The 22,465-nt window shown below is 65.7% G+C and carries 19 protein-coding genes; 5 read left to right on the top strand and 14 right to left on the bottom strand.

Annotation, left to right across the window (positions count from 1 at the left end; translation table 11 throughout):
* Nucleotides 1-121 precede the first annotated feature (121 nt).
* From AXA74_RS10500 to panD, 4 genes are all read right to left on the bottom strand, one after another.
* On the bottom strand, nt 122-1,456 hold the full coding sequence (locus AXA74_RS10500) for an extracellular solute-binding protein (protein WP_032979722.1): 1,335 nt from the start codon (nt 1,454-1,456) through the stop codon (nt 122-124).
* A 4-nt stretch (nt 1,457-1,460) separates the two neighbouring features.
* Nucleotides 1,461-2,717 (bottom strand): D-amino acid dehydrogenase, encoded by a 1,257-nt coding sequence (locus AXA74_RS10495; protein WP_029578855.1) that lies wholly within the window; start codon nt 2,715-2,717, stop codon nt 1,461-1,463.
* A 189-nt stretch (nt 2,718-2,906) separates the two neighbouring features.
* Nucleotides 2,907-3,956, bottom strand: coding sequence for a CDP-6-deoxy-delta-3,4-glucoseen reductase (locus AXA74_RS10490; protein WP_029578856.1), 1,050 nt, complete (start codon nt 3,954-3,956; stop codon nt 2,907-2,909).
* Nucleotides 3,957-4,010: 54 nt separating this feature from the next.
* The gene (gene panD, locus AXA74_RS10485; RefSeq protein WP_029578857.1) at nt 4,011-4,379 is read right to left on the bottom strand and encodes an aspartate 1-decarboxylase; all 369 of its coding nucleotides are present in this window, start codon (nt 4,377-4,379) and stop codon (nt 4,011-4,013) included.
* A gap of 214 nt (nt 4,380-4,593) precedes the next feature.
* On the opposite strand from panD, the gene sugE reads away from it, so the two are divergent.
* On the top strand, nt 4,594-4,911 hold the full coding sequence (gene sugE / locus AXA74_RS10480) for a quaternary ammonium compound efflux SMR transporter SugE (RefSeq protein ID WP_029578858.1): 318 nt from the start codon (nt 4,594-4,596) through the stop codon (nt 4,909-4,911).
* A 4-nt stretch (nt 4,912-4,915) separates the two neighbouring features.
* On the opposite strand, the gene AXA74_RS10475 is transcribed toward sugE, so the two are convergent.
* From AXA74_RS10475 to AXA74_RS10450, 6 genes are all read right to left on the bottom strand, one after another.
* On the bottom strand, nt 4,916-5,791 hold the full coding sequence (locus AXA74_RS10475) for an MOSC domain-containing protein (protein WP_029578859.1): 876 nt from the start codon (nt 5,789-5,791) through the stop codon (nt 4,916-4,918).
* A 315-nt stretch (nt 5,792-6,106) separates the two neighbouring features.
* Nucleotides 6,107-7,033, bottom strand: coding sequence for an ectoine hydroxylase (gene thpD / locus AXA74_RS10470; RefSeq protein WP_029578860.1), 927 nt, complete (start codon nt 7,031-7,033; stop codon nt 6,107-6,109).
* A gap of 16 nt (nt 7,034-7,049) precedes the next feature.
* Entirely contained in the window at nt 7,050-7,448 is a 399-nt protein-coding gene (locus AXA74_RS10465) for an ectoine synthase (protein ID WP_029578861.1), read from the bottom strand.
* A complete protein-coding gene (gene ectB, locus AXA74_RS10460; protein WP_029578862.1) occupies nt 7,445-8,752 on the bottom strand; it encodes a diaminobutyrate--2-oxoglutarate transaminase in 1,308 nt (435 codons plus the stop codon). The genes AXA74_RS10465 and ectB overlap by 4 nt, the downstream gene beginning before the upstream one ends.
* A 117-nt stretch (nt 8,753-8,869) precedes the next feature.
* On the bottom strand, nt 8,870-9,442 hold the full coding sequence (gene ectA, locus AXA74_RS10455; protein ID WP_029578863.1) for a diaminobutyrate acetyltransferase: 573 nt from the start codon (nt 9,440-9,442) through the stop codon (nt 8,870-8,872).
* A complete protein-coding gene (locus tag AXA74_RS10450; RefSeq protein ID WP_029578864.1) occupies nt 9,439-9,984 on the bottom strand; it encodes a MarR family winged helix-turn-helix transcriptional regulator in 546 nt (181 codons plus the stop codon). The genes ectA and AXA74_RS10450 overlap by 4 nt, the downstream gene beginning before the upstream one ends.
* Before the next feature lie 256 nt (nt 9,985-10,240).
* Here AXA74_RS10450 and AXA74_RS10445 point away from each other — a divergent pair, with 256 nt between their 5' ends.
* From AXA74_RS10445 to AXA74_RS10430, 4 genes are all read left to right on the top strand, one after another.
* Nucleotides 10,241-11,164 (top strand): MurR/RpiR family transcriptional regulator, encoded by a 924-nt coding sequence (locus tag AXA74_RS10445; RefSeq protein WP_223850547.1) that lies wholly within the window; start codon nt 10,241-10,243, stop codon nt 11,162-11,164.
* Between the two features lie 30 nt (nt 11,165-11,194).
* Nucleotides 11,195-12,529, top strand: a complete 1,335-nt coding sequence (locus AXA74_RS10440) for an aspartate aminotransferase family protein (protein WP_029578866.1) — start codon at nt 11,195-11,197, stop codon at nt 12,527-12,529.
* Nucleotides 12,530-12,627: 98 nt separating this feature from the next.
* Entirely contained in the window at nt 12,628-13,614 is a 987-nt protein-coding gene (locus tag AXA74_RS10435; protein ID WP_029578867.1) for a TAXI family TRAP transporter solute-binding subunit, read from the top strand.
* 69 nt (nt 13,615-13,683) lie between these two features.
* A complete protein-coding gene (locus AXA74_RS10430; protein WP_029578868.1) occupies nt 13,684-16,281 on the top strand; it encodes a TRAP transporter permease in 2,598 nt (865 codons plus the stop codon).
* On the opposite strand, the gene AXA74_RS10425 is transcribed toward AXA74_RS10430, so the two are convergent.
* Genes AXA74_RS10425 through parE form a run of 4 tightly spaced genes read right to left on the bottom strand, consistent with a single transcriptional unit; the run spans nt 16,278 to nt 22,419 of the window.
* Nucleotides 16,278-17,447 (bottom strand): DUF418 domain-containing protein, encoded by a 1,170-nt coding sequence (locus AXA74_RS10425; protein WP_032955279.1) that lies wholly within the window; start codon nt 17,445-17,447, stop codon nt 16,278-16,280. The genes AXA74_RS10430 and AXA74_RS10425 overlap by 4 nt on opposite strands.
* Before the next feature lie 43 nt (nt 17,448-17,490).
* Entirely contained in the window at nt 17,491-19,806 is a 2,316-nt protein-coding gene (parC, locus tag AXA74_RS10420; RefSeq protein WP_032964087.1) for a DNA topoisomerase IV subunit A, read from the bottom strand.
* A gap of 13 nt (nt 19,807-19,819) precedes the next feature.
* Nucleotides 19,820-20,407, bottom strand: a complete 588-nt coding sequence (locus AXA74_RS10415; protein ID WP_032964089.1) for a YcxB family protein — start codon at nt 20,405-20,407, stop codon at nt 19,820-19,822.
* Entirely contained in the window at nt 20,407-22,419 is a 2,013-nt protein-coding gene (gene parE / locus AXA74_RS10410) for a DNA topoisomerase IV subunit B (RefSeq protein ID WP_048940262.1), read from the bottom strand. Before parE ends, AXA74_RS10415 begins: the two co-directional genes overlap by 1 nt.
* Nucleotides 22,420-22,465 lie beyond the last annotated feature (46 nt).

Genomic DNA, 22,465 nt, shown 5'->3' with positions numbered 1-22,465 from the left:
CAAGGGAAGTCCGCAGCGGTAGACCGGCATATACGCTGGGACCGTAGCGCGACAGGCGCCGCCCGGCCAGGCAAGAAAAAGGCCGCCCCGAAGGGCGGCCTGGTCTGCCGGAGGGCTGCGGTCAGCGCTGCGCGGCGAGATTGCGGGCCTGGCCGATGGCGTTGTTCAGGGCGGCGACGGGCGGCGTCTTGCCGTCGAAGGCATCGGTCAGCTGGGCATTGAGCACATTTTCGATGCGATCGTAGTTGGCGATGCGGAAACCGCGCGCATTGGCCGGCACTTGCTGCGTGCGCAGCGAGGCCACGAGCTGCTGCGCGCCCGGGATCTTGTCATAGAACGACACGTCCGAGGCACGGAAGGCAGCTTCGGTCAGCGGCAGATAGCCCGTGCGTTGATGCCATTCGGCAGCCACCACCGGCTTGGACAGCCATGCCAGGAACTGCGCCGTGGCCTTCTCCTGGGCAGCCGGATTGCCTTCCAGGGCCCACAGCGCCGAACCGCTCACAAACGGGCGGCCGGGAGTCTGGGTGACCTGGTCGTAATAAGGCAGCGGCGCCACGCCGAAGGACAGGCCGCGGGTGTTGTTGAAGGTGCCGAAGGCCGAAGATCCCGCCGTCAGCACGCCGCACTCGCCCTTGGCAAAGAGCGCATCCGATTTATTGTCGTTCGAGTAGGCGGTAAACAGCAGGGAACGCTTCCAGCTGACCATGAGCGAAACATGGCGCATGTAAAGCGTGTCGAACTGCATGGTCGGCGCCTGCTTGGACGCGGCCAGGCCGTTGCTATTGCTGGCATAGAGCTGGTTGTTCACCGGCGCGAGATTTTCCAGGTGCACCGACACCTGGTTGCTGGAGGCGTAGGGGCAATCGATGTCGGCCACGTCGCGCAGCTTGAGCAGCTCGGCCTGCAAGGCCGTCCAGGTGCGCGCCGGCTGGTTGGGATTCAGGCCCGCTTTCTTGTAGAGGGTGGTGTTATAGAACATCACCGGCACTTCGGCCATCCAAGGGAAGGCCAGCAGGCGGCCCTTGCCATCGCGCGTGAAGCTGGCGGTGTCCGGCAGGAACCAGTTCAGGTCCTTGATGGGGTATTTGGCCAGCAACTGGTACATCGGCAGGATGGCCTTGTGTTCGGCCACGACCTCGGGCGAATGGTTGTCGGCCAGCTGGATCAGATTGGGCGCTTTCTTGGCCTTGACCGCGGCGGTGGCTTCCTGCTGCAGGGCGGCTTGCGTGGGGAAGTCACGCAGTTTGACTTCGACGGCGTCCTGTTCTTTGTTGTATTGCTTGGCCAGCTTCTCGAATTCGGCCTTGTTAGGGCCCGAGAGCGTGTGCCACACCTGGATCTGGACAGTGTCGGCATGCGCCACGCCCACGGCCGCCATGGCCAAGCCAAACACCCAGGCGCGCCGGCTGGCGGCCATGGCACGGGTGATACCCGTCAATTGCTGTTTCTTCATAGGTTCATAGACCAAGAAAAGGAAATTCCGGCTCCGGCCGGCGTCCACTCAATAGATCCGCCAGGGCTCGGCCCGACCCCACCCCCATCGTCCATCCCAAAGTGCCATGCCCGGTATTCAGATACAAGTTGGCAATGCGGGTACGGCCGATGAGCGGCACATTCGAAGGGGTCGAGGGACGCAGCCCGGACCAATAACTGACGCCCTCGAAATCGAGCGCATCAGGAAACAACTCGCGCGCCAGGGAGGTCAGCGCCGCGCAGCGGCCGGTATTGAGCTCGCGGGAATAGCCCGAGAGCTCCGCCGTGCCGGCCATGCGCAGGCGGTTGCCCAGGCGCGAGAACACCACCTTGTGGCTGCTATCGGTCAGACTGACCGAGGGAGCCGCCTCGGGTTTGAGTATAGGGTAAGTCGCGGAATATCCCTTTGCGGGATACACATTGCAAGGAACGCCCAGCGGGCGCACCAGTTGCGGGCTGTAGCTGCCCATGGCCACCACATAGGCGTCGGCGTTCACGCGGCCATAACGGCCATCGGGCTGGATGATTTCAACGCCGAGCACCTGCCCGCCTTCGCTCAACAGGCGTGTCACGCTGGTGCTGAAGCGGAATTCGACACCGGCGGCTTCGCAGCGCTGCGCCAGCGCCACCGTGAACAAATGCACATCCCCGCTTTCGTCCTCGGGCGTGTAGTCGCCGCCGACGATGTTGGCGCGCTGCGGCGCCAGGGCCGGCTCGATGGCGATGACTTCGTCGGCATTGACCACGCGGCGCTCGACTCCGAAGTCGCGCATGAGGCCGGCGGCGCGCTGGGAATTCTCGAACTCCTGCGGGTCACGGTAGAAGTTGAGGATGCCGCGCTCGAGGTGGTCATACTGGATGCCCAGGTCGGCGCGCATGCTCCGCAAGGTGGACCGGCTGTACTCGGCCATGCGGACCATGGCCCGGATATTGGGAGCCAGGCGCGAAGGCAGGCATTCGCGCAGAAAGGCCAGGCCCCACATCCACTGCCGCCAGTCCAGTTGCGGGCGGAACAGCAGCGGCGCATCGTCTTGGAACATCCACTTCAGCAGCTTGAGCGGCGCCTGGGGATTGGCCCACGGCTCGGCATAGGAGACCGAGATCTGCGAACCATTGGCCAGGCTGGTTTCCTGGGCCGGCCCGGTGGAGCGGTCTATGACCACGACGTCATGGCCAGCCTGCCTGAGCCACCAGGCGCTTGAGATTCCGATGATGCCGCTGCCCAATACCGCTACTTTCATGCGCAAATCACTCCTGTGCGTCCCGGCCGGACGTCGACATGGGATTCTTCCGGATAGGATCCAGCTGAAATACTGGTCGGGCAGTTTACTCTTGCCGGCCCTGCCCGCCTATTTTTCAAAAAAAAGGGGCGGCATCCCGGCCGGTATCGGCGCGGGAGGCTCCCCTTTTCCTGCTCTCTATATTAACGCTCAGGCTTGCGCAGCCCTGGCGAGGTCGGCCTCCGAGGTGAAGGCGTCGGCGTAGAACTCTTCGGCCGGCAGGCCGCACTGCTGGCTGAACTCGCGCCGCGCGGCATCGACCATGGGTGGCGCGCCACAGGCATAGACCTGGTAGCCGGACATATCGGGCAGGTCCTGCATCACGGCCTCGTGGACAAAACCCGTGCGGCCCGTCCAGCCGTCTTCTTCCAGGGCATTGGAAATCACCGGGATGAAACGGAAGTCAGGCAGGGTGTCGGCCCACGACTGCGCCAGCTCGCTCATATAGAGGTCGCGCGGCCGGCGCCCCCCCCAATAAAGAGACACCGGGCGCTGTATTTCGTTGTGCGCCATGTGCTCGACGATGGCCTTGACCGGCGCGAAACCGGTGCCGCTGGCAAGCAGGATAATCGGCTTGTCGGAGTCCTCGCGCAGGAAGAAGGAACCGAACGGTCCCTCCAGGCGAAGAATCTCGCGCTCTTTCATCTGCGTGTCGCCGGCGCCGAAAACATGATCCGTAAACACGCCGCCAGGCATGTGGCGGATGTGCAGTTCCAGCGGGCTGCCCTTGTGGGGCGCGCCCGCCATCGAATAGCTGCGCCGCTTGCCATCCTTCAGGATGAGCTCGATGTATTGGCCCGCGTAGTAGCGGAACTGCTCCGAGGCCGGCAACTGCAGCTTGATTTCCATCACGTCCGGCGCCAGCAACGCGAGCGTCTGCACGCGCGAGGGCATCTTGCGGATCTGGATGTCGCTGGCCAGGCGCACCTCGGTGGACTCGATCACCAGATCGCTTTGCGGCCGTGCCTGGCAGAACAGCGTGTAGCCTTCGGCCAATTGCTCGGGCGACAGGATTTGCGCGGGCGTATTGCCCGCGTCGACCTCGCCGGCCACCACCTTGCCCTTGCAGGTCGAACATGCGCCGGTACGGCAGCTATAGGGCAGCACGATGCCGGCGGCCAGTGCCGCATCGAGCACCGTCTGGCCGGGTTCCACCTGGAATTGATGCTGGCTGGGTTGGATGGTGACCTGAAAGCTCATAGGGGATGCAAATCGAGTGTGGGTGAAACGGGCGCCGCCCCAGCGCCCACGATATCAATCGGGAAACTTGCGGATTTCCTTGACGCGGTTGGCCTCGTCGACCAGGACCACCTTGGGCTTGTGCCGGGCCGCGTCTTCCTCGGACATCGGACCGTAGGTGCAGATGATCATCAGGTCGCCCACCTGGGCGCGGCGCGCCGCGGCCCCGTTGAGCGAAATCGCGCCGCTGCCGCGGGCCGCCTTGATGATGTAAGTGTCGAAGCGCTCGCCATTGGTGACGTTGTAGAGCTCGATGCGCTCGAACTCGCGCATGCCGGCTGCGTCCAGCAGGTCTTCGTCGATGCCGCAGGAGCCTTCGTAGTGAAGGTCGGCTTCGGTGACCGTGACGCGGTGCAGCTTTGCACGCAGCATAATGCGTTGCATAAAAAAGATTCCTGGGTATGCGGGCCGGACCGCGGATGTTGCCATGCCGCCCGGAGGGACGGCTGCGGCCAGGGAAATTCCGGCTTGGCTCCTGGCCGGCTGCTATTTTATAATTTTTGGGCCCTGGGACGACCCGGGGTCCAACGCTACATCCGGGGACGGCCCCCTGGCCTGGCCGCCTTGCCTGCCAGCCAAGCAACAGGGAGCACCCTCAATGACCTGGATCATCCTCGTTCTCGCCGGCCTTTTTGAAGTCGTCTGGGCGGTCGGCCTCAAATACACCCACGGTTTCACGCGCCTATGGCCTTCCGTCGTCACGGTGGCCGGCATGATCGTGAGCTTCTGGCTGCTGGCCACCGCCATGAAAAGCCTGCCGCTGGGCACGGCCTACGCAGTCTGGGTCGGCATCGGCACCATCGGCGCCTTCGTGGCCGGCATCGTGCTGTTCGGCGAAGCCGTGAGCGGCCTGCGCGTGGTGAGCGTGCTGCTCATCGTCGCGGGCCTCATCGGCCTGAAACTGGCCAGCGGCTAGACGCTCAGAAATCCAGCTCGACCTCGGCGCTGTCGCCCACGCGCAGCGTCGTCGCGTCCCGCACATCCACGATGCCGTTCTGCCCAAACACGACGCCGATCTCCAACTTGCGGTAAGCGGCCAGCGTCAGGCCCGGCTCCTGCCGGGGCACGGCGGTCATCTGGTCGACGTCCGGGATGCTGCAACGGGTGCAGGGCTTGACCAGGGCCACGCGCATATGGCCGAAATCCACGGTGACGGTCACGTCTTCTTCGAAGGCGGCCCAATCCTCGCCCTCAAGCACGATGTTCGGGCGAAAACGGTCCATGGGCACGGGCTCCACGCCCTTGGCGGCCAGGCGCTGGTTCAAGTCGTCCAGCGACGCCTGGTTGGCCACCAATAGCGGGAAACCGTCGGCAAAGCCGAAGAAATGGTCGCCATCGAAAACACCCGCTGCGTCGGGATGACGCTCGCGCCAGCGCTCCACCCACTCTTCACGGGCCGGACGCCTGGCCCCGCGGTCCACCTTCATGAGCCGGCAGGGCTCACCCAAAAAGCGGCTCAGCCAATCAGCGAGCGCCGCGCTCTCGGCCCGCGCCGGCACCCTGTCGCGCCAGACTTCCACGGTTTCCACCGTTTCGGCCAATTGGCTGCCATCCAGCGGAACTTCGATATCGTCCATATCGGGCGCGCTCAGATGCAGGGCGGACTCGGTCAGCGCCGTATGAATGAGCGCCATGCGCGGCCATTGGCGTTGCGTCATGAACTGACCCGCCGAAGTCACGATCATCCAGCGGCGGTCATGGGCCAGGCCCGCGCGATCCACCCGGCTCTGGGCAAGATCGATGCCGTGGCATGACTTGATCGGATAAATATGCAAGCTGCGAACAGTAAGCGACATGATGGCTGACAGACGGCGAATTGACCGCGCAAGCATAGCAGAGGGTCATGGAGCCAGAACGGCCTAATCCATGGTGCCAAAGGTGAACCCCCACGCTGCGCGCGCGTCGCGCGCTTGCTGCCCCCCGAGGGGGCGCCCCCACCTTGGGGCGGCCCGGCGGTGGGGGGTGAACCCCCACGCTGCGCGCGCGTCGCGCGCTTGCTGCCCCCCGAGGGGGCGCCCCCACGCGGTGCGCGCGTCACAGGACAAAAAAAACCCCGGCGCGTGCGCACCGGGGCAATGTCACCGCGGGCCCTCACACCCACGGCGCCTAGCTCATCGCTCGACCAGTTTGAGCGTATCCAGCGGCGTGATGGCCTTGAAGGCCTTGCGCGTGGCGATATGCTCGGGCCGGGGATCCAGCCCGTACTTGGGCGGATTGAGCGTGTTCTCCATGCTGTTGTAGACCATGAAGACATTGGACCGCGGCCAGGGAGAGATATTGCTGTTCGAGCCATGCATGGTGTTGCAGTCGAAGAACACCACCGACCCGGCGGGCGCCATCATGGTGCGTATGCCGCCCTGCTCGGCCAGCAGCTGCAGGCTCACCGGATCGGGCACGCCATATTCCTGCTTTTTGAGCGAGTGCTTGTAGTGCTCGCGCGGGGTCTCTCCCACGCAGGAAATGAACTGGCGGTGCGAACCGGGCACCAGCATCAAGGGGCCATTGGTTTCATTGTTGTCCGACAGCAGCACCGAGCAGCTCAACGCACGCATGGCCGGCATGCCGTCCTCGACGTGCCAGGTCTCGAAGTCGGAGTGCCAATAGAACTCCTTGCCCTTGAAGCCCGGCTTCATATTGGCGCGCGACTGATGGATATAGACCTCGGAGCCCAGGATCTGCCGCGCCACGTTGGCCACCCGCGGGTCACGCGACAGGCGGGCCAGGATGGGGCTGAGGACATGCACCATGAAGATGGAGCGCACGGCATTGCTGCCCGGCTCGGTGATGGCCTCTTCGCGCCGCACGATGGCGGGATCGCGCGTCATGCGTTCGACCTCGGCCAGCAGCACGGCCACTTCTTCGGCGGAAAAGAGGTTCTCCAGCAGGAGAAAGCCGTCGTTCTCGTATGACTGCAATTGCTCGGATGTCAGCGCGTCGGCATAGTTGCCCTCTCCATAGACCACCGGGTCCTGGCGCGCAATGATGGCTGCGGCGCGGTCTGTCCGCGACGCATACGGGTCCTGCGCAGTGGAAATCATCGTCAGCCTCCTATATTCAGGCCGCCTCGGCCTCGGGCAGGGCGTAGACGCCGTCGGCGTCATGCACTTCCTGGCCGGTCAGCGGCGGGTTGAACACGCAGATCACGCGCAGCGGCTCCTTGCCGCCGCACAGCCAATGCTCGTCGTGTTCGTTCAGGGCGTAGACCACGCCCGGGCCCAGTTCATAGCGCTTGCCGTCGGCGATCGTCTCGATCGAGCCATCGCCCTCGATGCACCACACCGCTTCCAGGTGGTTCTTGTAGTGGATATGGGTGCGGGTGCCCGGAAAAATGGTGGTCTCATGAAACGAGAAACCCATGTTGTCCTTCTTGAGCAGCACGCGGCGGCTCATCCAGGTATCGGTGCGCACTTCGTCGGGGGTTCCGATCACATCTTTGACGTTGCGGACGATCATTGGCGTTTTCCTCCAAATTTGAGAACACGGGCCGACGGCTGTTTCTGGCCAAGGGCTTCGGCGACGCTGGCCTCGATCACATCCAGGCCGCGGGCGAGGAGCTCGTCCTCGATGGTCAGGGCAGGCAGCAGCTTGAGCACTTCGTCATGCGCGCCCGAGGTCTCGATCACCACGCCACGCTCGAAGGCCTTGCGGGCGATCTCGTTGGCCAGCTCCGGCGTGGTGGTGGCCACCAGCCCCTGGATCAGGCCGCGGCCGCGCACGGCCAGGCCGGCGTTGGGATAGCTGTGGGCCAGGTTTTCCAGCCAGTCGCGCACGACGCGCTCCTTGCGCTGCACCTCATTGGAGAAGGCATCGCTGGCCCAATAGCTGTCCAGCGCCTGGGCGGCCGTCACGAAAGCGAGATTGTTGCCGCGGAAGGTGCCGCTATGCGCGCCCGGCTTCCAGATGTCCAGCTCGGGCTTCATCAGCACCAGCGACATGGGCAGGCCGAAGCCGGAGAGCGACTTGGACAAGGTGATGATGTCAGGACGGATACCGGCCGACTCAAAGCTGAAGAAGCTGCCGGTGCGGCCGCAGCCCACCTGGATGTCATCGACGATGAGCAGCATGTCATGCCGGCGGCAGAGTTTTTCCAGCTCCTTGAGCCAGCGCAGCGTGGCGACATTGACACCACCCTCGCCCTGCACCGTCTCGACAATCACGCCGGCGGGTTTGTCCAGGCCGCTGCTGGGGTCTTCCAGCATGCGTTCCAGGTAAGCGATGGTGTCGACGTCGGGCCCGAAATACCCGTCATACGGCATGAAGGTGGTATTGGCCAGGGCATAGCCGGCGGCGTCGCGGAATTTCACGTTGGCGGTGGCCGACAGCGAGCCGCCGCTCACGCCGTGAAAACCGTGGGTGAAGGAAATGATGTTCGGGCGGCCTTTGACCTGGCGCGCGATCTTCAGCGCCGCTTCCACCGCGTTGGTGCCGGTGGGGCCGGTGAACTGCAAGGTGTACTTCCAGTTGCGCGGCTTGAGCAGCACGCGCTCGAAAGTCTCGAGAAAGCGCTTTTTGGCGCTGGTGGCCATGTCCAGGCCGTGCACCACGCCGTCGGCGGCCAGGTACTCCAGCAACTTTTCCTTGAAGACGGGATTGTTGTGGCCGTAGTTGAGCGTGCCCGCGCCACTGAAGAAGTCGATGTACTCGCGGCCTTCTTCATCTATCAGCAAAGACCCGCGGGCCTGGCTGAATATCACCGGAAAGGACCGGATGTAGCCGCGCACTTCGGACTCCATCCGGTCAAAAATCTTCAAATCCATGTGATCCTCCCTATCTATCGTTGAGGGACGACAAGTCCCGGGCCGCCCCCTTTCGGGACCGGCTGGACAAGCATCCAGAGGTGTTGCAGGACCGTGCGGCCCCTGTCCCGCTAATGGCTAGTGGGACACCGGCGCAAACGGCCCTATCTTCAACAACATCTCGTCATCATGGTCCGCACCGCCGAACACTTGCCGGTCGAAATACGGCTGTTCGGAGATGTGGGCGCCCAATTCGGCGGCCAGGCCGGCGAAGGTGCGGCGCGAAGCCTGGTTGTCAGGCCCCACTGTGGTTTCGAGATGGCGAACCTGGCTGAGCGCGTCACGTTGGAGCAACGCTTTCAGCATGCCGCGGGCCAGTTTCTGGCCGCGCGCGCTTTCATGGACCGCGACCTGCCAGACGAACAACACGTCGGGCCGGGTGGGCGGCTGATATGCGGAGATAAACCCATCGATGCGCCCGCCGGCGCTCTCGGCCACCACGCAGGTGGCGCTGTGATGCTCGCACAGGAGCAGATAGGCGTAGAGCGAGTTGAGATCCAGCGGCGGGCAGTCGGCGACCAGCCGATGGATGGCAGGGCCATCGGCCAGGCGCGGGGCCCGCATCTGATGGCTCTGTGCTTGAGGGGCCGCGGCGGACGCGGCCGTATGAGGGGAAAACGTGGCGAGTGTCTGTGTTTCGATATTTCTCATACAACCAACCCCGATTCAGGCGGCGCGCCGCCCGTCGGAACCTCCAGAATGGGCGAGGCAGGATCACCATGGGCGTCAGCCACATGTCCCTCCTCTTCCATCAGGGCCACGATGCGCTCGAGCGAGAGCGTGATGGTGGCCTGCTCCAGTTCGGGCAGCGCATTGAGCGCGTCCGCCAGATGCTTCTGCAAGGGCGAAGGCGCCTGGGACGCCAGCGCTCGGCCGGCGTCGGTGGCGGTGACGAACACGATGCGACGGTCCTCGCGGCCACGCTCGCGGCGGATCAGGCCCTTGTCTTCCAGGCGGTCGAGGATGCCGACCACCGTGCTCGGGCTGACATGGATTTCGCGGCTGATCGCGGTGGCCGTCATGGGGCCGTTGGCGATCACCGTGCGCAGGCACATGAGCTGCGGCGCGGTGATGTGGCTGACCGCGGCAAGCTGACGCGAATGCAGGGCGATCGAGCGCGTGATGCGGCGCAGGGCGCGCAGGATGCGCAGGTCGTACTGCTGTGAGGGTTCCGTCGTGTTGACGCTGTTCATGTCTAGGTTTCGAAAATTGATTTCTATACGAATGATATGGACCGATGCTATTCAAGTCAAACCAAAATTCCGTGCACGATGTAATTAAATGAATACTGATTTCCTGAAGATGACAAAAAATGCCGTTTTCTCAGGGATTTGGCGGCATCCTCAATAAAATTGGGGACGCATTTATTAGCGATTTCCCCAGGATGGATAAAACATATGTTTTTTCTTTGTCTCCACATATACCATCTGTTTTTTTGGAGCGTATTTCTTGATCCCTACCCTGCCCAGCGATCTGATCCAGGCCTTGCAGGCACGCATCGAACACCTGCCGCCGGAACTGCAGCGCGCCGCGCGCTGGGTGGCTGCCCATCCGGCCGAGGTGGGCCTGTGGTCCATGCGGCGCCAAGCCCAGAACCTGGGCGTGGCGCCGGCCACGATGCTGCGCCTGGCGCGGGCGGCCGGCTACGACAGCTATGAGGCCTTCCGCAAGCCCTTTCAGCAGGCGCTGGCCGGCCGCGCGCGCGGAGATTTCCATGATCGCGCGGCGGCCCTGCAGGCGGCCGCATCCCAGGACGGCCATGCCGTGCTGACCCAGTACCAGACCGCCGCCATGCAGTCGGTCTGCACCCTCAATCCGACGGACAGCTTCGATGCCACGGCCCGCACATTGCTGGACGCCCGCCAGGTGGGCTTTCTGGGTACGCGCTCGGCCTTCGGCATCGCCTACCAGATGCGCTATGCCTTCCAGCTCGTGCGGCGCAACAGCGTGCTGATCGACGGCCTGGGCGGCACCGCGGCCGAGGATGCCGACACGCTGCAGGAAGGCGATGCCCTGGTGGTCATTTCCCAGGCTCCCTACCCGGCGGCCTCGGTCCGCCTGGCCCGCCAGGCCGCCGCGCGCGGCGTGGCGCTGGTCGCCTTGACCGACGATCCGCTTTCGCCCCTGGCCGTGGGCGCGCGCCATGCCCTGTGCTTCAGCCCGGCGGATCGCGCCGAGATCGCGGCCTCTCACCAGGGGCCGGGCTCTTTCTTCCATACCACCGCCGGCCTGCTGGGCCTGGCCGAACACCTGATCGCGCGCCTGGCCGCCTTGGGCGGGCAGGCCGTGCTCAGCCGCCTGGCCGAAGTCGAGGCGCGCTTGAGCGAGGACGAGGTCTATTGGACCGCCCCGCGGCGCGCGCCCTCGGCCTGAACCCTGTTTCGACATCCTGGATACACCACCATGAGCCACACCCATGTCATGCATCGTTCCTTGCGCCAGACGCCGCCGGTGGCGACCCGCGGCTCGGGCGTCTGGGTCTATGACAGCGAAGGCCGCTCGTATATCGACGGCTCGGGCGGCGCGGCCGTTTCCTGCCTGGGGCACAACCACCCCGACGTGCAGGCCGCCATGCACGCCCAGATCGACGCCATCTCCTATGCCCACACCGGCTTTTTCACCACCGAGGTCGCCGAACGCCTGGCCGACTGCCTGGTCGCCGGCGCGCCGGCCGGCACCAGCCATGCCTACTTCGTGTCCGGCGGCTCGGAGGCGGTCGAAGCGGCCTTGAAAATGGCGCGCCAATATTTCGTGGAGATCGGCCAGCCCGAGCGCCGCCATATCGTGGCGCGCCGCCAGAGCTATCACGGCAATACCCTGGGCGCGCTGGCCGTGGGCGGCAATGCCTGGCGCCGCGCGCAATTCGCGCCGCTGTTGATCGACGTCAGCCATGTCTCACCCTGCTATGCCTACCGCGACCAGTTGCCGGGCGAAAGCGACGAGCAGTACACGGACCGGCTGGCCGCCGAGCTGGAGGCGACCTTCCAGGCCCTGGGTCCGGCGACGGTCATGGCTTTCGTGGCCGAGCCCGTCGTGGGTGCCACCGCCGGCGCGCTCACCGCCGTGCCGGGTTATTTCCGCAAGATCCGCGCCGTGTGCGACCGCCACGGCGTGCTCTTCATCGCCGACGAGGTCATGTGCGGGATGGGGCGCACGGGCACGCTGTACGCGGTCGAACAGGAGGGTGTCACGCCCGATCTCATCACCATCGCCAAGGGTCTGGGCGGGGGCTATCAACCCATCGGCGCCGTCATGGCCCAGGGCCACATTGTCCAGGCCATGCGCGCCGGCAGCGGCTTCTTCCAGCACGGCCATACTTACCTGGGCCACGCCGTGGCCTGCGCCGCCTCCCTGGCCGTACAGGAGGTCATCCAGCGCGACCAATTGCTGGCCCGCGTGCGCCAGCAAGGCGAAGGATTGATGCAACGCCTGCGCACGGCGCTGGGCGAACATCCCCACGTCGGCGATATCCGCGGACGCGGCCTGTTCCTGGGCGTGGAACTGGTGGCCGAGCGCGCCAGCAAGGCGGTCTTCGATCCGCAGCGGGCCGTGCACGCGCGCGTCAAGCGCGAGGCCATGGCCCGCGGGCTCATGGTCTACCCGATGGGCGGCACCATAGACGGCCGCCAGGGCGACCACGTCCTGATCGCCCCGCCCTTCATCATTACCGACGACGAACTCGATCAGCTGACCGACCGCTTGCGCGGCGCCATCGACGCCGCCACCGCGCGCGAATAGCCACAACGCTTTCACCAAAGGCGTATTGCTCGCGGCAATACGCCACCCGCCGGCGCAGACCGGCCTATCACGGGGAAATACCCCCAAAAGGAGTTTGCATGAAAGCCAAACACACCTTGGGCAATCGCTGGACGCTGGCGGCCGCAGGCCTGGCCACCGCCCTTGCCATGAGCGCGCCCGCCGCGGCGCAACAGAAGTTCGTCAGTATCGGCACGGGCGGCGTCACCGGCGTCTACTATGCCGCGGGCGGCGCCATCTGCCGCCTGGTCAATAAGGACCGCTCCTCGCACGGCATCCGCTGCTCGGTGGAGTCCACGGGCGGCTCGGTCTTCAACGCCAACACCATCAAGGCCGGCGAGCTGGATCTGGGCGTGGTGCAATCCGACGTCGGCTATAACGCCTATCACGGCGAAGGCCAGTTCAAGCAAGCAGGCGCCTTTCCCAAGCTGCGCTCGGTGTTCTCCATCCATCCCGAGCCGTTCACCGTCGTGGCCCGCAAAGAAGCCAACATCGGCAAATTCGAGGACTTCAAGGGCAAGCGCTTCAACGTCGGCAATCCCGGTTCGGGCACGCGCGCCTCGATGGAGGAGCTGTTGGCCGCCATGGGCTGGACCCTGAAGGATTTCTCGCTGGCCTCGGAGCTGCGTCCCGATGAGCATGGTTCGGCGCTGTGCGACGGCAAGATAGACGGGTTCTTCTACGGCGTGGGCCATCCTTCGGCCAATATCCAGGATCCCACCACCAGCTGCGGCGCCAAGCTGGTTTCCCTGACCGGTCCGGCAGTCGATCAACTGGTGGCCAAGTATCCCTATTACGCGCATGCCACGATTCCCGCGGGGCTCTATCCCAACAACCCCCAGGAAACCAAGACCTATGGCGTGACGGCCACTTTCGTGACCTCGGCCGACGTGCCGCAGGAAACGGTCTATCTCGTGGTCAAGGCGGTGTTCGACAACTTCGAAGACTTCAAGAAACTGCACCCGGCCTTCGCCAACCTGAAGAAAGAAGACATGGTCAAGAACGGCCTGTCCGCCCCCTTGCATCCGGGCGCGGAAAAATACTTCAAGGAAAAAGGCCTGCTCTGATGCAGCGCCCGCGCCCGGCCACGGGCGCGATCAGCGCGCCCGGCGCGCCAAGACAAGTAGGGGAAGTCCATGAATCAACACTCCACCACGGCCGATCTCGAACAGATGGTGGCCGAGGCCGACAGGGGCGGCCGCCACGCGGGCGGCCTGGCCGGCGCGGTGCTGGCCGCCGGCGCGCTGCTCTGGTCGCTGTTCCAGCTCTGGTATGCCTCGCCGCTGCCGTTCGCCTTGAACTGGGGCATTTTCAACGATACCGAGGCACGGGCCCTGCACCTGGGCATCGCGATGTTCCTGGGCTACCTGGCCTATCCGGCCAGCAAGCGCGCCGCGCGCGACCATATGCCCTGGTACGACTGGCTGCTGGCCATCGTGGCCGGTTTTTGCGGCGCCTACCTCTATCTCTTCTATAAGGAGCTGGCCGACCGCCCCGGGCAGCCTACGCCGCTGGACGTGGCCTCGGCGGTAGCCGGCCTGCTTCTGCTGCTGGAAGTCACCCGGCGCGCCCTGGGCCTGCCGATGACGGTGCTGGGCGCGGTGTTCGTGGCCTATGTCCTGCTCGGCCCCTGGATGCCCGATGTGCTGGCGCACCGGGGCGCGTCGATCGAGCGCCTGATGTCGCATATGTGGCTGACCACCGAAGGCGTCTTCGGGGTGGCGCTGGGCGTCTCGGTCTCCTATATCTTCATCTTCGTGCTGCTGGGCTCCTTGCTGGACAAGTGCGGCGCCGGCAACTACATGATGCAGGTGTCCTTCGCACTGCTTGGGCATCTGCGCGGCGGCCCGGCCAAGGTGGCCGTGGTGTCGTCCGCGGTCAACGGCCTGGTGTCGGCCTCATCGGTGGCCAACGTGGTCACTGGCGGCATCTTCACCATCCCGCTGATGCGCAAGGCCGGCTACGGCGCGGTGCGCGCCGGAGCCATCGAAACCGCATCCTCGGTCAATGGGCAGATCATGCCGCCGGTCATGGGCGCAGCGGCCTTCCTGATGATCGAATACGTCGGCATCCCCTACACGGACATCATCCGCCACGCCATCCTGCCGGCCTCGATCTCGTATATCGCGCTGTTCTACATCGTCCACCTGGAGGCGCTCAAGCTGGGCATACAGCCCATGATGTCGGCCGGCCAGGCCCGCACGCCGCTGCAGAAGCTGGCCGGCTGGGGCATGGGCATCAGCGGCACGCTGGTCGTCATGGGCGCGGTCTATTGGATAGGCACCGGGGTGCAGGCGCTGGCCGGGGCGGCCGCCATCTGGATACTGCTTGCCCTGCTGGCCCTGCTCTATGTGGGGCTGCTGCGCGTGGCCGCCCGCCACCCCGACCTGCCGCAGGATATCGATATTGAACATCCCGTGCGGCCCCAGCCCTGGCCCACGGTAAGAGCCGGCCTGCATTTCCTCATTCCCATCGGCATCCTCGTGTGGTGCCTCAGCGTGGAGGAGCTTTCGGCCGGCTTGTCGGCCTTCTGGGCAGCCATGGCCATGCTGGCGCAGATGGTCACTCAGCGCCCCATCATCGCCTGGTTCCGCGGCCAGGCCGCCGGTCCGGGCTGGCGCCAGGGATGGCATGACGCCCTGACCGGTCTGCAGGACGGCGCGCGCAACATGATAGGCATCGCCATTGCCTGCGGCACGGCCGGCCTGATCGTGGGCGCGATCACGCTCACCGGGCTGGGCCTGCGCATGACGGCCTTCGTCGAGCTGGTTTCCATGGGCAATGTCCTGCTCATGCTGATCTTCACGGCCATCGTCTGCCTGATCCTGGGCCTGGGCATGCCCACGACGGCGAACTACATCCTCATGGCCACGCTGATGGCGCCAGTCGTGGTCGAGCTCGGCGCGCAGAACGGCCTGGTCATCCCCCTGATCGCCGTGCACATGTTCGTCTTCTACTACGGCATCATGGCCGACATCACGCCGCCGGTCGGCCTGGCCACCTTCGCGGCCGCGGCCATCTCCGGCGCGGACCCGATCAAGACCGGCATCCAGGGCGTGACCTATGCCATGCGCACCGCCGTGCTGCCCTTCATGTTTGTCTTCAATCCGGCCCTGCTGCTGATCGACGTCAACTACGGCTGGGAACTGGCCATGGTGGTCGCCGGCGCCACGCTGGCGTCATTGACCTTCGCGGCCGCCACCATGGCCTGGTTCCGCGAACGCTGCACGGCACTGGAAGTCATGGCCCTGCTGTTGGCGACTTTCATGCTGTTCCGGCCCGACTGGTTCATGGATCATCTTGCCGAGCCACACCAGAGCCAGGGCCCGCAGGCGCTGCTCAGGACGGCGGCGGAGCTGCCGGACGGCGCGCGCCTGATCGCCACGGTGCGCGGCGTGAATATCGAAGGCGACGAACTGACCAAGACAGTGGCGGTGGCCCTGCCCGCCCTGCCGCCGACCGAGGCACTCACCGGCGAGGCCGCCGGGCGCAAGCGGTTGGCCGATGCCGGCCTGAGCTTCATGGCCCTGGGCGAGCAGGTCCAGGTCTCCAACGTGCGCTTCGGCAGCGCCGCGCGGCGCTCCGGCTGGGAACAGGGCTGGGACCTCGTGGAAATCAAGACACCCAATCCGGCCCGCTGGTCGGAGTTCTGGTTCTATCTGCCGGCACTGCTCATCCTGGCGGCCATCTGGTGGCGCCAGGGCCGCCGCTCGCCTGCCGCGCGGATGGCCTAGGCCGCCGCCCGCCAGGGGGGCCTGCGCCACAAGGTCAATGCGCGTAGGCCCCATTCCACCGGGCCATAGGCATGGCCGCGCAGCCACCAGGCCGACAAAGGCAGTTGGATGGCGAAGACCGCCGCGGCCAGGCCCAGCGTCGCGGCCGGCGACACCTCGCCCATCCCGCCCAGGCCCCAGGCGGTGAACAGCCAGGCGCCAGCCAGTGACTGCAGCAGATAATTGGACAGCGCCATGCGGCCCGCCGGGGCGAAGCACGCCTGCACGGCCGGCCAACGCCGGCAGGCCAGCAGAAACAGCGCGCCATAGCCGAGCGTCTGCAGGGGCGCGGTGAACAGGCCCAGGCCAAGCCCGGCCAGGCTCCAGGCCGGCGACCAGGGCGGCTCGGTGCTCAAGGCATAGAGCGCCGACCCGGCCAGCCCGACAGGCAAGGCCAGCCAGGCCAGGCCGCGCAACACGGCCGAGGGCGCCGCGGCCAGGGCCTGGCGCTTGCCCAGGGCCATGCCGGCCAGGAACATGGCCAACACATGGGGGCCCTGCACACCGAACACCATGATCCAGACTTCACTGGTCAAGTCGTCCCAGTGCTGGGCGATCACCTGGGCGACGCTGCCCCGATAGGCCGCCACCGCGGCCACGATCTCGGCCTGCTGCGTCAGCAGCGCCTCTGCGGACCAGGGCTCGTCGACGGTCAGCAAGCCGACCGCCAGCCAGAAACCCGCCCCCGCCGCGATAAGCCCCAGCGCCGTGAACAGCGCGCGCCTGGGCGCCCAATGCCGCCAGCGCAGCAACAGCAGGCCGATCAGGCCATAGGCCAGCAGAATATCGCCTTGGTAGAGCAGCAGCGCATGCGCCAGGCCCAGCAGCATCAAGCCCATGAGACGGCGGCGCAGGCGCGCCCCCGGTTCGGCGCCCGCCCGATGCGCCGCATCGAGCTGCAGCGTGAAGCTGTAGCCGAACAGAAAGGAGAACAGCAGATAGAACTTGGTCTCGAACAACAGGGCGATCAGCATTTGCACCGCCCGGTCGACAGGCCGGTCAAAGTGGGGATCGGCCAGGCCCGAGCCGAGATACGGCAGGGCGAAGACCTGGTAATTGACCACGACAATGCCCAGCAGCGCGAGTCCGCGCAGAGCATCCAGTTGCGGCAGGCGGGAAGGCGTCATGCGATGGCCGGCAAAACGCGGGGGCCCCGGGGCCCCCGCGGGTCTACAGCACAGGCGAAAGCAAGGGCTGCTTGGGACGCACATCCAGCGCGCGTCCCTTGCGGGCGCGCTTGCCGGCATAGGGCGCGAGCGTGGCGCCGACCAGGATGTCCTCGGTGGGCTTGTTGCGATAAATACCCGCGGCGCGCAGACCGCCGGCGCCGATGGGCACGGCTTGGTCCAGACGGTCATTGGCATCCAGGCCCATGAGAATGGTGCCGCGCCCGCCGCCCGACAGGCTCTTGAGCTCGTCCAGGCCGAAGACCAGCAGCTTGCCCTTGGAAGACAGCAAGGCCAGCTGGTTGGCGCCCTCGAACAGCGGCACCGGACGCAGCAGGGCATCGCCCTTTTCCAGCGTGACGAACTGCTTGCCCGCGCGCTGGCGGCTGCTCATATCCGACAAGCGGGTGGCGAAGCCATAGCCGCTCTGCGTGGCCAACAGCCAGCGGCTGTCGGGCGCGGCGGCAACGGTATGCACGATGCGCGTGCCCGCCTCCAGGTCGATCATGGTGGTCACGGGCTGGCCATCGCCACGCGCCGAGGGCAGGCCGGCCACCGCCACCGAATATACACGTCCGTTATCGCCCAAGGCGATCAGCGTATCGGTGGTGCGGCACTCGAAGGCGCCGTACAGATCGTCGCCCTGCTTGAAGCTGAACTGGCTGGCGTCGTGGCCATGGCCCTGGCGCGCGCGCAGCCAGCCGTTACGCGAGACGATGACGGTGACCGGCTCATCGAGCACCTTGGTTTCCAGCACGGCGCGCTCGGCGCTTTCGATGAGGGTGCGGCGCTCATCGCCATACTGCTTGGCATCGCCCTCGATTTCCTTGATGAGCGTGCGCTTGAGCGAACTGGGATTGTCCAGCAGATCCTGCAGGCGCAGCTGCTCCTCGCGCTTGTCGGCAAGCTCCTGCTCGATCTTGAAGCCTTCCAGTCGAGCCAGTTGGCGCAGGCGCATTTCCAGGATGTCTTCGGCCTGGCGCTCCGTCAGGTTGAAGCGCGTCATCAGCGCCTGCCTGGGCTCATCGGATTCGCGGATGGTCTGGATCACCTCGTCGACATTGAGGTAGACCACCATGCGGCCTTCGAGCACATGAATGCGGTCCAGCACCTTGTCCAGGCGGAAGCGCGTGCGGCGCAGCACCGTCTCGGTGCGGAAGGCCACCCACTCTTCCAGGATGTCGCGCAGGCCTTTCTGACGCGGCCGGCTGTCGGTGCCGATGCACACCAGGTTGATCGGCACATTGCTTTCCATGCTGGTCTGGGCCAGCAGGGTGTTGACGAACTCATCGCGGTCCACCCGCGAGGTCTTGGGCTCGAAGACCAGCCGCACGGCCGCATCCTTGCCGGACTCGTCGCGCACCGCGTCCAGCAGCGCGAGCATCATGGCCTTGCTTTGCTGCTGCTCGGGTGTGAGCGATTTCTTGCCGGCCTTGACCTTGGGATTGGTGAGCTCTTCGATTTCTTCGAGCACCTTCTGGCACGAAGTGCCCGGCGGCAGTTCATTGACCACCAGCTGCCATTGGCCGCGCGCCATTTCCTCGAATTGCCAGCGCGCCCGCGCCTTGAGCGAACCGCGCCCCGTGGCATAGATCTGGGCGATGTCGGCCGCCGGAGTGATGATCTGCCCGCCGCCGGCGAAATCGGGGCCTGGAATGAGCTGCAGGATCTCTTCGTCGGCCAGCTTGGGATTGCGGATCAGGGCCACGCAGGCCTGGGCCACTTCGCGCAGATTGTGCGAGGGAATCTCGGTGGCCATGCCCACGGCAATGCCCGAAGCGCCGTTGAGCAGCATGACCGGCAGGCGCGCCGGCAGCATTTGCGGCTCTTGCTGCGAACCGTCGTAGTTGGGCACGAAATCGACCGTGCCCTCGTCCAGCTCGTCGAGCAGCAGGCGGGCGATGGGCGTCAGGCGGGCTTCGGTATAACGCATGGCCGCGGCATTGTCGCCGTCGCGCGAGCCGAAGTTGCCGTGGCCGTCGATCAGGGGATAGCGCAGGGAGAAGTCCTGCGCCATGCGCACCATGGCGTCATAGGCCGCCTGGTCGCCGTGCGGATGGTATTTGCCCAGCACGTCGCCGACCACGCGGGCCGACTTCACGGGTTTGGCGCCGCTGTTCAGGCCCATGGCCTGCATGGCGTAGAGAATCCGGCGCTGCACGGGCTTCTGGCCATCGCCCACATCGGGCAGCGCGCGGCCGCGCACCACCGAAACGGCGTAGTCGAGATAGGCCTGCTCGGCGTACAGGCCCAGCGTGATGGCGGCGTCATCGCCGCCGGACGGGGGATCGAACAGCCCCGCTTGATTGCTGTCAGTCATGGTGTGTGTTCTATCAATGGCTCAACAGGGCGCGCGGCACATGGGCGCGCAGCTCGGCGCGCACGGCCTGCAGGTCTTCCTCGCGCTGGCCGCGCTTGGGAATGATGACGCCCTGCGTGGGAGCAATGAAAAGAAAGAGATAGTCGGCGGTTTCCTCGGCGTCGCGCACCAGATCCCAGGGCAGGCTGCCGCTGGCGCGCTCGCCGGCGTCGGCCACGCCCTCCGGACCGAAGTCCAGGCGATGCTCGCCCAGGAAGGGATTTTCGGGGTCGCGCTTGAGCGCGCGGCGCACATTGGCGCGCGCCATGGCCGGGATCAGGCGCTCAAAGCCCAGGCTCAGCAGCGCCAGCACGACGGCCGCCACCACGGCCGCCTGGAAAAAGGTCGGCATGGCCGCCCCCCAATCCATCTGGCCCTGCGCATCGCGCGTGCGGGACACGATCAGCAGCAACAGGCCGACGATCATGATGCCCGCGAAACGCAGATGGCTGCGCAGGCGCCGCCGCTTCAGTTCGCGCCGCGTATGCGCATGGGTGATGAAAGCCTCGTAATCCCGGACCGTCAGGTCCAGGGTGAGGCTGGCCGTCTTGACCTCGCTCATCAGATATCCAGCTCCGCCAGGTTGCCCTTCTCTTCGATCCAGGCGCGCCGCTGGGCCGACTCGCCCTTGCCCATCAGCATGTCGAACATGCGGGTGGTGTCGGACGGCGACAGATCGCCATAGCCCACTGGCAGCAGGCGCCGGGTGTCGGGATTCATGGTGGTTTCCCAGAGCTGCTCGGGGTTCATTTCGCCCAGGCCCTTGAAGCGGCTGACGCTCCAGGCGCCCTCGCGCACGCCTTCCTTGCGCAATTTGTCCTGGGCGGCCTCCAGTTCGCCGTCGTCCAGGCAATAGATCTTGCGCGCCGGCCGCTTGCCCTGCGCCGGCACGTCCAGGCGATACAGCGGCGGGCGGGCGACATAAACATGGCCGGCCTCGACCAGGCGCGGGAAGTGCCTGAAGAACAGCGTCAGCAGCAAGACCTGGATATGCGAGCCGTCCACGTCGGCGTCCGAGAGGATGCAGATGCGGCCGTAGCGCAGGCCGGAGAGATCCGGGGTGTCATTGGGCCCGTGCGGATCCACGCCGATCGCCACCGAAATATCGTGGATTTCGTTGTTGGCGAACAGGCGGTCGCGGTCGACCTCCCAGGAATTGAGCACCTTGCCGCGCAGCGGCAGGATGGCCTGGAACTCCTTGTCGCGCCCCATTTTGGCCGAACCGCCGGCCGAATCACCCTCGACCAGGAAGACTTCGGTGCGGCTGGCGTCGCTGGCCTCGCAGTCGGTCAGCTTGCCGGGCAGCACCGCCACGCCCGAACTCTTGCGCTTTTCGACCTTCTGGGCCGAGCGCGCCCGCGCCTGGGCCTGGCGGATCGCCAGCTCGGCCAGCTTCTTGCCGTATTCGACGTTGCTGTGCAGCCAGAGATCCAGCGCGCTCTTGGCGAAGCCGCCCACCAGGCGCACCGCGTCGCGGCTGTTCAGGCGCTCCTTGATCTGGCCCTGGAATTGCGGGTCCAGCACCTTGGCCGAGAGCACGAAGCTTGCGCGCGCGAACACATCCTCGGGCAGCAGCTTCACACCCTTGGGCAGCAGGCTGTGCAGCTCGGCAAAGCTCTTGACGGCCCCGAACAGCCCTTCGCGCAGTCCGGACTCATGGGTGCCGCCGGCCGGCGTCGGGATCAGGTTGACATAGGACTCACGCACGACATTGCCGTCTTCGGTCCATGCCACGACCCATTGCGCGCCCTCGCCTTCGGCGAAACTTTCGTGGTCCGCGCCCGCGTATTGCTCCCCTTCGAAAAAGGGCACCATGAGCTCGGCGCCGCCCAAGGCCTCGGACAGGTAGCCGCGCAATCCTTCCTGGTATTGCCAGGTCTTGCTGTCGCCCGTCTTTTCATTGACGAGCACCACCTTCACGCCCGACAGGAGCACCGCCTTGCTGCGCAGCAGGTGGGTGAGCTCTCCCATGGGGATATTGGGACTGTCGAAATACTTGGGATCGGGCCATACCCGCACCCGGGTGCCGGACTTCTTGCGGCCGCCCTCGGGATAGGGCGCCAGGGCCTCGATGACCTCGCCGCCGGAGAACACCAGGCGGTGCACCCCGCCTTCGCGCCAGACGACGACTTCCAGGCGCTTGGCCAGCGCATTGGTGACCGACACGCCGACGCCGTGCAGGCCGCCGGAAAAGGCATAGGCGCCGCCGCCCTGCTTGTCGAACTTGCCGCCCGCGTGCAGGCGCGTGAAAACCAGCTCCACGACGGGCGCATTTTCTTCGGGGTGCAAGCCGACCGGGATGCCCCGGCCGTCGTCCTCGACGGAAATGCTGCCATCGGCGTGCAGCGTGACCTGGATTTGCTTGCCGTGGCCGGCCAGTGCTTCGTCGGCCGCGTTGTCGATGACCTCCTGCACGATATGCAGGGGGTTTTCGGTACGGGTGTACATGCCCGGGCGCTGGCGCACAGGCTCCAGCCCCTTCAGAACGCGGATCGACGCTTCGGTGTAACGTGGTGTGGCCAAGTTATCCCCAACATCTGTGGAAAAAAACCTACATTTTACGTACAAGCCCATATTTGGCGCGGCTTTCGGTAGGATGCGCACGCCCTGAGCAGGCCGG

Origin of the sequence: Bordetella hinzii LMG 13501 (genome assembly GCF_001548475.1) — a bacterium.
In the GTDB taxonomy this organism is placed as follows: domain Bacteria; phylum Pseudomonadota; class Gammaproteobacteria; order Burkholderiales; family Burkholderiaceae_B; genus Bordetella; species Bordetella hinzii.
This window is presented reverse-complemented; position numbering and strand designations above follow the sequence as displayed.